Raw genomic sequence first — 15192 nt, 5'->3', positions numbered from 1 at the left:
CGGCACGTTGATATTCAGTACGCTTAAATTCATTCGAACCGCTCAGAAAATTTATTTCCTGTAATCAGCTTGATGCGTTCAATTAATGCGGTTTGCCTGGTGTTTATGCGCAGGGAGCGTTGATAGAAGGGCAGCGCCTCATCGGAGCGCTGCAGTTCGAAAAAAAGATTGCCGAGCGAATTGAGGATGCGGAAGTCGTTCGCTCCCTCCCGGGCCAGGGTTTCGCTCTTGTTTTTTCCCTCTTTTTCTTTCCCGGCCAGGAAGGCCAGCCTGGCCAGCTGCAATTGTTCGGCGTACCCTGTCGGCGCTGTCTCCCTCGACCAAAGCTCCCAGGCATAAGCGAAGTTGCCGCGCTCTATAAAATAGCGGGCCTGTCCCTTTCGGGAAAGGGATTGAAAAGCGCTTTGGATTTTGTCGATCCGCGCCAGCCAGGCGCCCGCCTGCGGGAATGCGAACGCTTGGGCGGTTTCCCGGGCTTGGGTCCAATTGGCGAAGGCCAGGCAAAGTTCGAGGCGCATGGTTTTTGACTCCAACGCCGGCGCGGCTTGCTCCAGCGTCCGCTGGGCCGCTTCGGCCTCCGCCTGTTCGCCGCGGGCCAGGCGGATCCTCAGGAGCTGCAGCAAGCGATTCTGCGCTTGCAGCGGTTCGAGGGTCAGGACCTTGATTTTTTCCAGCCACTCCAGGCTTTCGTCGTAGCGGGCCTGGCCGCGGGTCAGGTCGGCCAATTGCAGGGCGATGGCCACGGCGGTGGAATTGCCCATGGGGAAGTTCAGGGCCCGGCGCAGCAGGATTTCGCTGTTGACGAAATCGCCGTTTTCGCGGAGCTGCCCGGCATATTTGCTCAGGAAAAAACTGTCATTGGGGCAGGACTTCAGGGCGCTGGCCCAAAAAGCCGTTTCGCTTCGATACTTTTGCCCGTTGCCGCCGATGGCTGCGGCTTGAACCAGGAGCAGCGCGAGCAGGACGAACCTGCCCCAGTGTTTGGGCATGGACCTGAGAAGATGGGCCAAAAGCCAGGCCAGACCGACGGCCGGGATCGCCAGGTAGCGGGTGGAGATGCTGAAGGGGTAGATGGGGGTAAACACCATCAGCAGGTGGCCGGCCAAAAAAGGAACGATCCATATCCAGGCCTGAAGGCACGGGGCCCGCTTCCGTCCCTGCCGCAACAGCAGCAGCAGGAGAAAAAGCAGCAGCACGCCGGCGAGCGAGTAGGCGGGGGTCTTGACCTTGTTGGCGGGCAGGAACAGGTCATAGCGGAAAGGGAACAGCAGGGAGCGGAAATAGTAGCCCAGGACTCCCAGCAAGACGCGGCCATTTTCCCACAACGGCGAGAAGAATCGAACGGGCAGGTTGCCGCGGCCGATGACCGCCGACTTGGCCCACCAGTACAGAAGGGTAACGGCCAGGAAGGTCGCATGCAGCGGAACGGTGATGCGTCTGCGCTTGCCCAGCTCGTGCAAAAGGAGGACCGGTAGAAAAAAAAGAGCGGCTTCCTTGGCGAACAGTGCCAGCAGGTAGCTGGCCACGGCCAGAAGCGCGAAGAAGATATTTCTCCGGGCCAGGAAAAGATCGAAGCAATAGAGGGCCAGCAGGCCGAATAAAAAGATCAGCAGGTCATTGCGGCCGACGACCCAGGTGATGTTGTCCAGGTGGAGCGGGAAAAGGGCGAAGAGCAGAACGGCGCTTCGGGCGATTCCATCGTCAGGGGTTTGCCGGTCGAGAAAAAAATAAAGGATGAACAGCCCGGCGATAAAAATAATCAGGTTCACCAGGCGCAAACGGAAAGGGTTTAATCCCCAGACGGCTTTTTCCATCATGAAGGAGAGGATCATCAGCGGCCGGTAGTAGTCGTAGCCCGCCATTTTTTGGCTGGTCGACGCCCAATAGCCGGAACGGAATGGGGCCAGCCAGGAGAATTCCCCGTCCAGCAGGCTGTTTTCCAGGATGACCGGCTTGGAATCCCAGATCAATTCATGCTTCAGCGTGGGCAGGTAGACCAGCAGCGGCAGCAGGGCCAGGACAAGGAGAAACAAGAGGTTTTTACGCTTCATGGCCGCCGGTCGCCCTGGCCAGAACATGGCACAGGAGGGCGTTTAGCTGCTGCATCTGCCGGGTGGCGGAATAGGCCTGCACGCTCGCGGCTGAGGGGATTCGTGCCGCGAGTGTGCTGCGGTCGCGAATGATTTCTTCGAGGATCGCACCAATCGCCCGCGCGTCGCGTGCCGGCACGACCCAGCCGCCGCCGCATTCCCTGACGATCTCTCCGGCATAAGTTCCGTCATCCAGGGCCAGGATCGGTTTTTGCACGGCCAGGTACTCGAAAAGCTTGCCGGGGGCAATGCCCGGCCTCGCCGCCGATGTGATCAGCAGCAGCAGATCGGCTTGCCGCTGCATGGCCAGGGAAGCCGCGTGCCCTTTTTCGCCGTGGAGGCTGGCGAGCCCCGATCGCCGCAAACGGGCCAAGTCCCTCTTTTCCCCGGTGCTCAAGCGCCCGATAAAGTGCAGGTGCAATTTTTCGGCCAGCCCCGGATCGGCGCCGCGCAATCGTTCCACCGCTTCGGCGAACGGCCGCAGCGAGCGCGTGGCATCCGAAAGCGCGATCCTGCCGGCGTGAACGACATGCAGTCCTTTGCCGGCAAATTCCGTTCCGGCCGGAAAATCGCGCCGGTCGTCCTCATCGTAGCCGTTGGGGATGGTGCTGACGTTGCCAGGTCCGTAGCGGCTTTCGAAATAGGCGCTGAGATAAGGCGAAACGGTGATAAGCGCGGCCGCCTTGGCCACGACCTCGGCCTCGATGCGTTCATATCGGCGCCGCAAGCAGGCGAAGCGATCCAGGCGTTTCGCCTCCACCGGTTCGAAAAGAAGCCCGTCGCGAAAATCGGCCACCAGCGGCACCCGCGCCAGCTGCGCCAACCGCAGGCCGATCTCTAGGCTTTCGACCGGGGGGTAGGTGGCGAGGATGAGCTCCGGCCGGGCTGTTGCCAGGATGGCGTCGGCCCGGCGCAGGACCTCCTGCTGCCAGCGCAAGTAGATGGATGAATAGCGGCCGAAGCGGTTGCTGATTTCGACCGGCAGGCGCCGGCAGAACCATTGCAGCCGATGCAAGCCGCGGCGGTCCAGGTTGTGGCTGGGGTCGTAGACGCGGATCAGGTCCGGTCCCGCCAGGTCCGTCTGCGTGTAGGACGGCGCCAGCACGGTGACTTGGTTGCCCAATCGGGCCAGGTGCCTGTGCATCCGCGCCGGCCGCTGCGAGCCGCCGCTGACCAGCGGCGGGAAATAATAAGCCACCAGCAGGATGTTCACGACCGACTCCCGGTTTTCTTCAGCGCTTCCTGGTACAGGAGCAGGAAACGTTTTCCCACTTCGGCGTAGCTATAATTTTCCTCGGCGAAGCGGCGCGCGGCCCGGCGGTCCAACGACACGTTTCCGTCCAGGATGTCGGACATGGCCTTCGCCAGGGCGGCTTCGTCGCCTGGAGGGACGAGAATTCCCGTTTCCGCTTGCACCTGCTCCGCGATCCCGCCCACCCTTGAGGCGATGACCGGCAGACCGCTGGCCATCGCCTCGGAGATGACGCAGGGCAGGTTTTCGTAATGGCTGAACAAAACGAAGCAATCGGCCTGGCGCATGATTTCGGCCAGGGCGGCCTCGTCCTTCCGGCCCAAAAAGCGCACGAAAGCCTCGCCCAGAGAGAGGGTCACGGCCAGCTTCTCCAACGATTTCCGGTCTTTGCCCTCGCCGACGATGTGCAGGCGGAAATCGCGGCCCTGGCCGCGCAGCACGGCGGCGGCGCGCAGGATCCCCGCCACGTTTTTCAGCGGCGTCAGGCGCGACACATGGAGAAAAAGCGGCAACGATCCGGAGCGCGGCGTAGCGGCCGGGTAAAAGAGATCGCAGCGGACGGCGTTGGGGACGACCCGGTAGCGGCCGCGCAAGCCGTGGCTTTCCATGATTTCCTGGAGATTGCGCGAGACCGTCGTCACGGCGAAAGCCCGGCGGACGACCCAGGCCGTCAGCCGTTTGCGGAAAAAACCGCGGAACTCGCCGCTGGCGCGGTGATAGCCGGACCAATGCTCAGTGAAGATGAAGGGACGGCCCGGGAGGGATGCCTTTATGGCCGCGATCTGCCCCCAGGGGGGATTGACCTGCAGGTGGACGATGTCGGGCGTTCCCCAGCCCGAGCGCAAGGTGCGGATGCCGCGGCGGGCGGCGCGGAAGTAGCGCCAGACGTTGAACAGGCGCAACGGCCGCCAGGGCACCGGAAACGGCCGGAAATAGACCCGCACCGCCAGGCCGGTTTCGTCGCGGCTGACGTCGCAATCGTAGGTTTGCTTTTTCAGCCCGGCATCGGCCGCGATGTACAGCACCGCGACATCGGCCAGCGGCGCCACCGTCTCGGCATGGCGGCGGACGAATATGCCGTTGCCGGGGTCCAAGCGGTCCGGGTACCAGCAGCCGGGCCAGAACAGGACTTTTATCTTGTCGCTCATCTGGGGGCGGCGGGTTCCCGGCTCAGCCGGTAGGCGCTGAAAACGCTTTCGAATTCGGCCTGCAATGGGCTGCCGGCCAGGGCGAATTTTCCCAGCAGGGTTTCCTGGAAGCCCCGCACGATGTACGCGCAGCAGAAGTCTTTCTTGCCCGGGTCGACGACAAACTTGAGAATCGCGCCGGCCTGGTCCTTGTACAAATTCAAGAACTGCTCGCGGCGCACGCTGGAATACTCGGTGAGCGTCGTCACCGCGTTTTTTTGGCCGCCGCTGAAAAGCGACAGCGCGCCGCGGTCGAGCTTTTGCTTCACCCTGAAATTTTCGAGCACGGTCTGGGTGATGTCGATCGTTTCGCCCAGGCCGGAGCTCCTTTTCGGCAATGTGGCGTTGAACACCAGCAGCGGCACCCGGGCGACCTCCTCGTTGTTGTGGAAGCCGTACCAGACCTTGTGGTCGCGAAAAATTTTTCCGTGGTCGGCGGTCAGGATGACCAGGGTGTCCCGGTCCCAGCCCTTGGTCTTCAGGAAATCGTGGATATTCTTCAGGCAGGCGAAGCCGGCCCGGGAGGCGGCAAGCGCCTTGGCTTCCCACTCGCGCACCAGCCATTCCTCGCCGTCATCGTAACGGAAATCGTTCTTCGTGATGCCCTCGCTGATCCGGTCCCGCTGGTTCCTGATCTTCCCCGTTTCCCACAATTTTTCCGGTTTGCTGGTTTCGCAGGCGGGAAACTCGTGGATTAGGAAAAAAAACGGCCGTGGATCGCTGCGCAGCCTCTTGATCTCGCGATGGACCTCGGCGGCGAAATCGACGCGGCGGCTGGAAAAAAGATCGATGAGCCCGTGGGCCGCGTAGATCATGGTTCCATCCTTCTTGAAAGGGGCCCGGTAGATATTGTAATCGATGCCCAGCAGCGCCGGCAGCCAGGAAAAACGGTAATTGAAAAAATACGAACGCAAACCGCGGTAGTTCTTGACGGCATGGTTGTCGGGAACGGCGTTGCCCTGGGAGGCCAGCCAGCGGGTATTGACCCCGTTTTGCTGCAGCAGGGAGAGCAGGTTGGCCGCGCCGGACCGGCCGCTCTTGCGGCCGCCAAACAACGCGTCGAAGTATCCGTAGGTGTAGGTGAAATTGGTCCTGACGTTTTCAAACAGGGCATAGTCGGCGGAAATATCTTCAACGGACAAGGCTGCGCCTGGGTCGTATTCGCGGATGGATGCCGCGCTCAGGCTGTCCAGGACGACCAGGATGACATTTTTCGGCTTGCCGGTGCGTGGTTCATGCGACTGGAGGATGAAATAGGCCTTGGCCGAGACGATGAAGAGAAGCGCGGCCAGCAGGAACCAGCGGCCGATCGGCTCGATGCGGCCGAAGATCGTCAGGTCGCAAAATTTCCGCGCCGCAACGTAGGCCAAGGCCAGGCAGAGCAGGTTGACGATCGCCAGCTGCAGCAGCGACTGGGTTTGAAAAACGAACGGGTTGTTGAAGAGGTTCATCAGGATGGTGTAGGCGATCATGAAGGTGATCGCCCGGGCGTAAAGGATCTTCAGGTTTGGCCTCCGTTTTTCCAGGACACGGGCGGCCAGGCAAAAGGGAGGCAGCGCGATGAGCACCAGAAGCCAATTCAACGAGAGCAGAAAATAGCCGAGGGTAAGCCAGTCGGTCTTGAAAAGGAGCCGGTCCTGCAGGATGGTGCTGAGAAAGACCATCAGGAAAATGAAAGAGGCGAGATGCAGGAGGCCGATGGCTCTGAAAAGTTTTTTCATTTTATTAATTTTAACCCGGCCGCCCGGTTTCTGCCAGATCGAGGAAATCGAGGATCGGCTGCCGGTAGTTTTCAAAGCGGTAATTTTTTTCGTATTCACGGCGGGCGTTGGCGGAAAACTCGTCGTAGTTGGCGGCGATGCGCTCAAGCGCGGCCGGGATTTCGTCCAGGCCGGCGACGCAGATCCCGCAGCCGGGGGTAGCCAGGGCGGCTTCGGTGCTGGGATAGCGGTTGGCGATGACCGGCAGCCCGAACTTCAGGTAGGCGGTTATCTTGCCCGACGACTGCCCGGCGCTGCGGAAATTGGCGTTCAGGTCATTGTACCAGGCGATGCCGACGCTGGCCGACATCAGGATGCGGTCCAGGGCGTCGATTTCGCTGAAGAACTTTTTTAGCACCACGATGTTGCGCGCCCCGCTGCGTTTGGCCAGGGCGCGGATCTCCTCACCGTACCCGCGCAGATGGTTGCCCTGGAAAAACAGATGCCAGCCTTCGATTTTCGTGAATACCTCGGCGATGGCCAGGCTGGAATAATAGGGATTGGCGCCGCCTAGGTGGATGGCGATGCCCCCGTGCGCCGGGATGGCGAATTGTTCGTGCAGCTGGCGGAGCCGCTCCGCCTTCGCCGGCCCGCGGCCGGTCACGGGCAGGTGCAGGGCCGGAACGTTTTCGCCCAGGCGCTGGTCGTGCCGGAACAGCATTTCCCGCTCTTGGGATTGGATGATCAGGCCGCGGATGTCGCGGCTCCAGCCCTGCGCTTTTTCCAGATAGGCGAGGTCAGCGGCAAGCGCGCCGGCGGCAGAGGCTTCGGTAAGCAGGGCCAGTTCCAGGCTGTAATAAAAAGGCTTGGCCATCGGGAAAAGCTCTTTGCACAACAACAGCCCCGGCGCATCGAAGACGATATGGCAATGGTAATCTTGGCCGTCAAAGCGCCTCGCCGCCGCGCTGATGCCATGGACCGGCCGCAGGGCGTTTCGCCACTGCCCCCTGATGGCGCCGGCCAGGCGCTGGCGGGTGGAGGCCAGCGCCTGCCCCCGGTGCGGTGGCCGCCTGATCTCGGTTAGCCGCACATTGGCTTTCTTCAGCACCGGGCTGTTTTTCATCTGCGCATTGCGGACAAACAGATCGATGGCGCAACGGTCGCTCAAAAAATCGAGCAGGTTGATGATCGAGGGGCTGTAGTCGATGTTGTAATTTTGGATGAAGACGGCGATCTTCTTCATAAGCGCCCAGCCTGGGTCATGCCTTGCGGGCGATGACGATCCATTTGCCCGTCGGCGCGATTTTTTCCAAGCCTGAGACAAGCCATCGGCGCCGCTTTTCCCCCGGGCTTTCCGCATCCGATTTTTTCAGTATCTCGGTCGTGAACTTCAGCGGCGTCATCCCCGCATGCTTTAAAAGCAGCGCCAGCTCGCGCCGTGAAAATTCGGTGTGGAACAAAACTTCGCCTGCCCATTGAGCGGTGATCACCCGCGGCCGCAGAAGGCCGGGGCGCAGTCGGCCGAGGAAATATTCCAGCCAGGAAAGCGGACTCCGGCGCCGCAGATAGGCGCGATTCGGGGTTTCCAGGACAAGATGGCCGTTTTTTTTCAATACCCGCGCTGCTTCCCGCATGCCTGCTATCGGGTCAAAAAGATGCTCGAGAATATCGGTAAAATTCACCACATCGAATGTCTCGTCGGCATACGGCAAGGCCGAGGCATTGGCCAGCTGCGCCTCGCCATGAGCGCTGAATTCTTCAACATACGACCTGACCGCGTCGACGCCGAAGTTGACGAATCCGGCTTTTTGGTATTCTTCGGGGATGGCTTCGTTGCATTCGCCCCCGCAGCCGACATGCAAGACCTTGTTCCCGGTATGCGGTAGCGAAGAAACATGACGCAGGATATTTTTTGCTTTCCAGGCGGTGGCTTGTTTTTGGCGGACGAAATCCGCTGCGGCGCGATCGTCCACCATGAACTCCACCCGGCGCCGTTCGCTGGCGCCGTACTTTCTGATGGTTTCCTTCAGTTCTCGCAGATCGCTCGTCCAGCGGGCGTTGAATGCCCGCCGCCGGAAGATCCGATCGGCAATACGGTGCGTCGTCGCCTCAGGCAAGGCCAGGATTTTCGCTTCCGAAAAAAGCAGATGCGCAAGCGCCGGCGGATATTCGGTTTCGGGCGGGACGGAGTCGGGCAGGTAAAAATCGTAATAACCTTCAATCCGCCCATATTCGTTTCCGCACCCGGCGCAGCGCCAGGCGGCCGGCTTGAGCTGCAGCCGGTCATGGCACTTCGGGCAGAGATACGGATTCATTTCAATAGCGTCAGGTTTTTGGGCGGATCGAGGGGTCATGCGTCAGCGATGGGAAAAACAGTCGTTTCCTTCACGCCGAGTCTTTCCAGGAATGGGTACAAAGCCAGTCCGGATGCAAGACCGAGGCGCGAAAAGCGGGTGGCCATCAGCCCGCCTTCAAGGGAAAATACGAAATCCAGCTTTATTTCCGCTATTGAAAGCGGCCGGTTCAGGATTCATTTTTGCAGGATGAAGTAATTGGAAAATGAAGCACCATACAATTCTGAAAATTCATCGACGATCCGCAAGCCCTGAATTTCCAGCCAAAGGCGGAGCAATTTTTCAGGGACGATCACGGGGAAGCGCCACGGCGTTTTCCGCCAGGCCTCGATCGTCTCGATGCTGAAGCCCGTGTCCAGCAGGCAATCGAAGGCGATGTATCCTCCGGGCCGGCAGGCTCGGACGGATTCCCGAAGATAATCGAACGTGGTCAGCAACGGGGTGTAAACGAAGACGGCATGGGCGTGTACCAGATCGCACGAGTTGTTTTTTGTATCTTTCAAGGTGTGGCCGTCGGCGTGATGAAACCGGAATTGGCAGTCATTTTGCTTCGAAAAAGTCCTTTTTAGATAGCGCACCCAATCCCGGGCGGTTTCGTATACTTCATACTGCTGGGGGCGGGCGAGTTCCAGGACCTGGCTCAGGTACATGCCGGTCCCCGCACCAATCTCGCATGCATTCCGGCATTCTTTGAAAACTCCGGCGGCACGCATGCGCTGGATGATCCGATCCCGGCGGCCCCGTTTGCCGGGATGGCTTTCCCGGTTTTCCAGATAATGGCAGAGGGAGCTTTTTTCTTTTTTGGCGGCGGCGATGGTCGGCTTCGCCGGCAGGTAATTTTCACCGTTCTTCTGCAACGAGTGGCCCGAGAAAAGGAATAGCCGGTTGAGAAGCGCAATCAGCTTTGCTGCAGCGAGGGCCTTCGATCGTTTTGCCAGGAGCGAATGAAAAGCATGGTGGCCGTCCGGGCGGCGGCTTCTGGCCCCCCGCTTGAGGAGCTTATCCATTTCGTTGACAGCCGCCCGGGTGGCTTGGCCGGAATTGAAGAGCAGAAAGTCCCGCAGCCTTTCCGGCTCCGGCGGACAGCAGGCCGGGTGCTCGGAAACAGAGACGATGGCGGCGGGGAGCTCGCTGGGCTTCTTGATCAGGATCCCGAACTCGCGCCCGCCGTTGATGGTCGTCAAGGAGCTCCATGAGGCGGTATCCTGATCGGGGAAATACTTTTTTAAATAGCGCGAGAAAAAAAGCGGGGTGTCGATGAAGATGACGGGTTTTCCCAGGGCGAGAAATTCGAAACTGATGCTGGACACGCACGTGACCAGAATGTCAGCGGCAGCCAACAGCGGGTCGGCCACGGGGCTGCGGGAGAGGCGAAAGTTGGGGTAACGGTTTTCCAGCCGGCCGATTTTTTCCATCCAGTCGACGGTCGGGCTTTGCCTCGGGCGGCGATTGGTCTCAAGGCATTCCATCGGCAGCTTGGCAATGACATTGTTTTTCGGGTCGGCGGCCAGAATCTCGATGATCTCGCCGCCGAACTCCTCCAATGAAGCATGCTCATCAAAGGCCGGCGCATAGAGGATGGTTTTTTTCAGGGGGTCGAGACCGAGCCCGGCCAGGGTTTCCGCCCGCTGGAAATGGCCATTCAACAGTCCGTCCGATTTGCTGTAGCCGATGTCAAACAATTCCAAGTGCTCGGGAAGCTCAATTCCCTCGCGCCTTAAAAACTCCCGCAACGCCTGATGGTGCAGCTGGCCGTACATGAAAAAAGCGTCGAATGACTGGAGAATTTTCTGGGTGAAGGTCAGGCCCTTGGAAGGCTGGCCATGAAACAGGCAGATGCTGTATAGGCCATTGACCCCCAGGCTGTATTGCTCGCTGGTCAGGAACAGGTCGGCTTTGGCGAGCAGCCCCATATCGAGGTCACGGCGCCGGACATGCCTTATCTTTCTCTTCAGGTCGGGGAACAAGCGATTGAATTCCGCTTTCGTTTGCCGGCAGTGGGCGATATAGAAGATGGATTTCGGGAAGCGCTCGATGGCGGCCAGCAGAATATTTTTTATGAACTGGATTTCTCCCGGCGAGGCGACTTCGAAAATGATTATCCGGCGCTGGCCGCGGAACAAAAGTTCCGTTTTGATCGACAGGGCGGCCAAACTGTCCCGGATGATCATGGGCGGTCTGTTCCGGCGGATGCTCTCGCCAGTTGGACGGTGAATTTGGCCAGTTCCAGGGTGGAGTCGATGACGGGGATGCCTGCCTTGACCTGGGCGATGTAGCCGAATTCGGTGCAACCCAGGATAATCGCTTCCACTTTTTCCTTTTCCTTCAATTGCTTGATTAGCGTTTTCATTTTTTTTAGGATTGCCGGGCCCAGTTCATTGATCTTGATTTGTTCAATGAGAGCTTCGACTTGCTGCTGGATCGCTGGCGAATGTTGAACATGGATGAATCCCAGCTTTTGCAGGAAAGGCTGGTAGGTCCTATGATGATAGGTGATGGCTCCTCCCAATACGGCCACCCGGCGGATGCCGGGAAAGTTGGAAGCCAAACTCCTGGCCGTTGTCTCCATGATGTTCAGAATGGGGACCGTCACGTGGGGCTGGATTTCAGGGAGGAAAAATGAGGCGCTGTTGCACGGGATGACGATGAAATCGACCGGATAGGCTGCCAGTTTTTGACAATCGGCAATCATCCTGGCTACCGGCGATTCCTCCTGATATAAGAAATGACGGGTGCGGCTGGGGATTTGCGGATCATTGTCGATGATCACGCGCAGGTGTTCCCAATCCTTTTTTGCCGGCGTCGCTTCGATCAGTTTTTTAAAAAAAAGGGCAGTTGCCAACGGTCCCATCCCGCCGAGGACCCCCACTGTTTTTGCTCGGCTCTTGCTCATGGTTGTTTAAAGACGAGAAAATCGTGCGAGCGCATTCCGCCTTCAAATGAAATTGGCTTGATGGCGTCGGCCAGGATGGTAGCCAGGTGCAGCACGTGGAAGGAAAGCGGTCGCGTCCAGTAAACCAGCTTGGCCAACCATTTATTCAACCGCGGCTGGCGGAGGAGTTTCCCCCCCCTTAAAAAACGGTAACTTCTTTTTCTGTAAATGAGCGCAAAACCGATGCTTTTTAAAAGCCGTTCCAATTCGTTGGCGGTGCGGAACAGGGCCCAGTAATCTCCGTTTTCCATGATTTCCCTTTGCTTGAGATTGATGGTGCTTCTGTCCACGATGACCGTCGCCGGGTGGCAACAGGGGCGGATGTGCTCCAGGGTAAGCTGAAACTCTTCATCCGACAAATATTGGCTGACGCCGCTCAGATAAATCAGGTCATATTTGTCCGCGCCCATGAATTCGACGATGTTTTTTTCGATGAGCGATATATTTTTCGATCTGTTTTTTTCAACTTGTTTTTGGGCAACCTGCAAAGCCGAATGACTGAAGTCAACACCGACATAGGCCTTCACTTGTGGCGCTATAGAAAGTGCCCACCGGCCATTGCCGCATCCCAATTCCAAAACCTTCATATCCTTGCGGAAGTTACAGATATTTTGTAGATGACGAAATTCAAAATAGTGTCGGTAGCAAACTTCTATTAGCCCGCCTCCACCCATGCCGTGAACTCCGATCAGTGGCGGAGAAACACCCTGCATATTATTCCAAAAACGGAAAGGAACTTTATTTGGAGGCATTGGTGGGGATGTGGTCAAAAATGTTTTTCCTGAAGAATGGTAGACAACTCATTATCATCTTCATTTAAAGAGTTCCTGCGCCGCCTTCAGATCGGCTGGAGTATCAATTTCGAACCAGCGTGAACCATGGATGTCTACCACCGAAATCAGTCTTTCCTCAAGATGATCCGCAAAGATCAAATCATAATACAGATTGCTTTGCTGATTTGCCAATCCGCCGGACAGCCATTTTTGTATAATCGGTACGGCGGCCATGGAGAGATGAAGGATCCCGATCGACTTAAAGTTTCCCATCTGGGCTTTTTCCGGAGGACGGATGATGCGTAGGGACTGGACTATCCCATGCTGATCCGTTTGCAGGAAGGCCCCATCCATTTGCAGCGCCTGCGAATCCACAAACCACGATATTTCAGCGGGACGGGGCAGGTGTAGAATTTGTCCATCAAATACCACGTCTCCTTCCAGGATCCAGATCGGCCCTGATACTTCTTGCAGGCCCAGATGCAGACTGTACATGCTATTGGTTGATTGGTAGATGGGATTTTCCATATACTCCAAGCGCATGCCAAGAAAGGAATCACCAAAGCAGTCGCGAATTAACTGTCCCAGGTGACCGATGACGATGACAACCCTTTCCACTCCTGCTTCAGCGAGGTGGGTAAGGGCGTTTTCCAAAATAGATTTTCTGTTGACCAGCAACAGGCTTTTGGGCAGGTCCTTGGTGAGCGGGAGCAGCCTGTTTCCGCTTCCCGCCGCTAAAAACAAAGCGTGTTTTGTTTTCATCGTTATTCTCCACGCCAGAATCGCCAGTGGCTGGGCAGGTAAACCTCCCCTCCGCTGTGGGCATATTTTTCGAAGGTGTTTTTGATATTGTGCTTGCAAAAGTTCCCGGTGATATCCTTGCCGATAACTTCAATGGCAGTGATTTCCTGGACATGGTCATCTGACCAGAATCCATCCCTGAGTATCCAAGTTCCCAAGATGTATTTGCCGGGAAAAAGCAATATTTCCGGTATGGTCACTTCATAAACGTAGGTCCCGGGTTCCAAATCCTGCTTCAAGCCCTCCCAGCTTGAACTGAGGTAATGAATGGCGGCATGGTTGATGCTGCTGATTTTCAAGCCGACTTCCACATCCTTGAACTGTTTCAGGCACGTAAACTCGATTCGGGCAATCAGTGGCATTCCCATGGTGAATGTACTGCATGGGCTTTTTTCCGAATTGAACAAAGACAACTTTTTGGTAAAAACATATTCATGCGGGCCAGAGTGGGAGAAATGGGTTAGGTCGATAGAAGAAAGTGTGGAGATATCCTTGGAATAGGCAAGGATAGTCGACGAAACTTCGCCCACGCTTTCAATCCGGCCGGCGTTTAAAAGAACAGCTCGAGAACAAAGGGCGGATATCAAAGACATGTTGTGGCTGACGAAGAGAATGGTCCGCCCCTGGCGGGTGATGTCCTCCATCTTGCCCAGGCACTTTTTCTGGAACTGCGCGTCACCGACGGCGAGGACCTCATCCACCAGCAGGATGTCGGTGTCCAGATGGGCGGCGACGGCAAAGGCCAGGCGCACGTACATGCCGGACGAATAGCGTTTGACCGGCGTGTCGAGGAATTTTTCCACCTCGGCGAAGGCCACGATCTCGTCGAACTGGCGGCGGATCTCGGCGCGCTTCATGCCCAGGATGGCTCCGTTGAGATAGATGTTCTCCCGGCCGGTCAATTCCGGGTGAAAGCCGGTGCCGACCTCCAGCAGCGAGCCGACCCGGCCTTTGAGCAGGAGCCGCCCCGCCGAAGGGGCGGTGATGCGGCTGAGCAGCTTCAGCAGGGTGGACTTGCCGGCGCCGTTGCGGCCGATGATGCCCAGTCGTTCGCCCTGCTTGACGGCCAGGGAGACGTCCCGCAGGGCCCAAAAGTCCTCTTTGGTGACCCGGCCCTGGCGGCCGCGTCTTCGCAGCCGGCGGCCCAGGCCGCGCAGGCTTTCGCCGAGAACGTCGCGCAAGGCCTGGTAATGGGCGCTGCTCTGGTGGCGCAGGCGGTACTTTTTGCCGACGCTTTCCAGGCGGATCACTTCGTTCATGTCAGATCACGTCCGCGAATTCCCGCTCCATTTTGCGGAAATGGGCGAGCCCGCTGCCGAGCAGGACCAGGGAAACGGCCGCGGAAACGAGGAGCGCGGTCAGGCTCAGCGCCGTGCGGCCGCCGCTGACGGCCCAGCGGAAGCCGTCGATCACCCCGACCATGGGGTTCAGGGCGTACAGGGAACGCCAGGCCGCGGGAACGATCGTGCTGGAAAACCCCACCGGCGAAATGTAAAGCCCGAACTGCACGACGAAGGGAATGACATAGCGGAAGTCGCGGTATTTCACGTTCCAGGCCGCGAACCACAACCCGGCGCCCAGGGCGGCGGCGCAGGCGAGCAGCAGCAGGAGGGGCAGGGCCAGCCAGTGCCAATTGGGCCACAGCCCGTGCCAGCCAAGCAGGCCGCACAGGATGACGAAGGAGACGAGAAAATCGACCAGCCCGACCAGGAGACTGGAGATGGGGATGATCAGGCGCGGGAAATAGATCTTGGTGATCAGGTTGGCGTTGCCCACCAGGCTTTGGCTGCTCTCGGTCAGGGCGCTGGCGAAAAAATGCCAGGGCAGCATGCCGCAGAATACCAGCACCGGGTAGGGGAGACCTTCCGCCGGCAGCCGCGCCAGCCGGCCGAAGATGAAGGTGAAGACCAGCATGGTCAAGAGCGGCCGCAGCACGCTCCAGACGATTCCCACCGCCGTCTGCTTGTATTGGACCAGCACGTCGCGCCAGGAAAGAAAGTAAAACAGCTCGCGGTACTCCCACAGATCGCGCCAGAAGTGGCGGACCGATTGCTTGGGCTCGATGATCAGGTCGAAAGGCTCCGCGCTTCTTTTATTCATGGC

Annotated in this window: 12 protein-coding genes; all 12 read right to left on the bottom strand. The window is 58.4% G+C overall.

Translation table 11 applies throughout. The features are described 5' to 3' along the window. Positions 1-29: 29 nt before the first annotated feature. The 12 genes from NTW95_11235 to NTW95_11180 all read right to left on the bottom strand — a co-directional run bounded on the left by NTW95_11235 (position 30) and on the right by NTW95_11180 (position 15189). On the bottom strand, positions 30-2051 hold the full coding sequence (locus NTW95_11235; protein MCX6557984.1) for a tetratricopeptide repeat protein: 2022 nt from the start codon (positions 2049-2051) through the stop codon (positions 30-32). Continuing rightward, positions 2041-3303, bottom strand: coding sequence for a glycosyltransferase (locus NTW95_11230; protein MCX6557983.1), 1263 nt, complete (start codon positions 3301-3303; stop codon positions 2041-2043). Before NTW95_11230 ends, NTW95_11235 begins: the two co-directional genes overlap by 11 nt. Next, positions 3300-4490, bottom strand: a complete 1191-nt coding sequence (locus NTW95_11225; GenBank protein MCX6557982.1) for a glycosyltransferase — start codon at positions 4488-4490, stop codon at positions 3300-3302. The genes NTW95_11230 and NTW95_11225 overlap by 4 nt, the downstream gene beginning before the upstream one ends. Continuing rightward, positions 4487-6250, bottom strand: a complete 1764-nt coding sequence (locus NTW95_11220) for a sulfatase-like hydrolase/transferase (protein ID MCX6557981.1) — start codon at positions 6248-6250, stop codon at positions 4487-4489. Before NTW95_11220 ends, NTW95_11225 begins: the two co-directional genes overlap by 4 nt. A 10-nt stretch (positions 6251-6260) precedes the next feature. Beyond that, positions 6261-7472: a hypothetical protein gene (locus NTW95_11215; protein MCX6557980.1), complete on the bottom strand. Its 1212-nt coding sequence runs from the start codon at positions 7470-7472 to the stop codon at positions 6261-6263. Positions 7473-7488: 16 nt separating this feature from the next. Further along, the gene (locus NTW95_11210; protein MCX6557979.1) at positions 7489-8544 is read right to left on the bottom strand and encodes a class I SAM-dependent methyltransferase; all 1056 of its coding nucleotides are present in this window, start codon (positions 8542-8544) and stop codon (positions 7489-7491) included. A gap of 215 nt (positions 8545-8759) precedes the next feature. Further along, a complete protein-coding gene (locus tag NTW95_11205) occupies positions 8760-10754 on the bottom strand; it encodes a methyltransferase domain-containing protein (protein MCX6557978.1) in 1995 nt (664 codons plus the stop codon). Continuing rightward, positions 10751-11476 (bottom strand): amino acid racemase, encoded by a 726-nt coding sequence (locus tag NTW95_11200; GenBank protein MCX6557977.1) that lies wholly within the window; start codon positions 11474-11476, stop codon positions 10751-10753. The genes NTW95_11205 and NTW95_11200 overlap by 4 nt, the downstream gene beginning before the upstream one ends. Next, the gene (locus NTW95_11195; GenBank protein ID MCX6557976.1) at positions 11473-12267 is read right to left on the bottom strand and encodes a class I SAM-dependent methyltransferase; all 795 of its coding nucleotides are present in this window, start codon (positions 12265-12267) and stop codon (positions 11473-11475) included. Before NTW95_11195 ends, NTW95_11200 begins: the two co-directional genes overlap by 4 nt. Positions 12268-12327: 60 nt before the next feature. Beyond that, positions 12328-13050, bottom strand: a complete 723-nt coding sequence (locus NTW95_11190; protein ID MCX6557975.1) for a phosphocholine cytidylyltransferase family protein — start codon at positions 13048-13050, stop codon at positions 12328-12330. Between the two features lie 2 nt (positions 13051-13052). Beyond that, positions 13053-14348 carry an ABC transporter ATP-binding protein gene (locus tag NTW95_11185; GenBank protein ID MCX6557974.1) on the bottom strand — a complete coding sequence of 432 codons (1296 nt, stop codon included), beginning with the start codon at positions 14346-14348 and terminating at the stop codon, positions 13053-13055. Between the two features lies 1 nt (position 14349). After that, positions 14350-15189 carry an ABC transporter permease gene (locus NTW95_11180; protein ID MCX6557973.1) on the bottom strand — a complete coding sequence of 280 codons (840 nt, stop codon included), beginning with the start codon at positions 15187-15189 and terminating at the stop codon, positions 14350-14352. Positions 15190-15192: the final 3 nt, after the last annotated feature.

Source organism: Candidatus Aminicenantes bacterium, from assembly GCA_026393795.1.
Taxonomy (GTDB): Bacteria; Acidobacteriota; Aminicenantia; order UBA2199; family UBA2199; genus UBA2199.
Note: the sequence above shows the minus strand (reverse complement) of the source record. Positions and strands in the feature narration are given on the sequence as shown.

What these genes read in the sequence shown, in the direction of transcription:
- NTW95_11235 (MCX6557984.1), bottom strand. Translation starts at nt 2,051, where the DNA reads ATGAAGCGTAAAAACCTCTTGTTTCTCCTTGTCCTGGCCCTGCTGCCG.
- NTW95_11225 (MCX6557982.1), bottom strand. Translation starts at nt 4,490, where the DNA reads ATGAGCGACAAGATAAAAGTCCTGTTCTGGCCCGGCTGCTGGTACCCG.
- NTW95_11220 (MCX6557981.1), bottom strand. Translation starts at nt 6,250, where the DNA reads ATGAAAAAACTTTTCAGAGCCATCGGCCTCCTGCATCTCGCCTCTTTC.
- NTW95_11215 (MCX6557980.1), bottom strand. Translation starts at nt 7,472, where the DNA reads ATGAAGAAGATCGCCGTCTTCATCCAAAATTACAACATCGACTACAGC.
- NTW95_11210 (MCX6557979.1), bottom strand. Translation starts at nt 8,544, where the DNA reads ATGAATCCGTATCTCTGCCCGAAGTGCCATGACCGGCTGCAGCTCAAG.
- NTW95_11205 (MCX6557978.1), bottom strand. Translation starts at nt 10,754, where the DNA reads ATGATCATCCGGGACAGTTTGGCCGCCCTGTCGATCAAAACGGAACTT.
- NTW95_11200 (MCX6557977.1), bottom strand. Translation starts at nt 11,476, where the DNA reads ATGAGCAAGAGCCGAGCAAAAACAGTGGGGGTCCTCGGCGGGATGGGA.
- NTW95_11195 (MCX6557976.1), bottom strand. Translation starts at nt 12,267, where the DNA reads ATGCCTCCAAATAAAGTTCCTTTCCGTTTTTGGAATAATATGCAGGGT.
- NTW95_11190 (MCX6557975.1), bottom strand. Translation starts at nt 13,050, where the DNA reads ATGAAAACAAAACACGCTTTGTTTTTAGCGGCGGGAAGCGGAAACAGG.
- NTW95_11185 (MCX6557974.1), bottom strand. Translation starts at nt 14,348, where the DNA reads ATGAACGAAGTGATCCGCCTGGAAAGCGTCGGCAAAAAGTACCGCCTG.
- NTW95_11180 (MCX6557973.1), bottom strand. Translation starts at nt 15,189, where the DNA reads ATGAATAAAAGAAGCGCGGAGCCTTTCGACCTGATCATCGAGCCCAAG.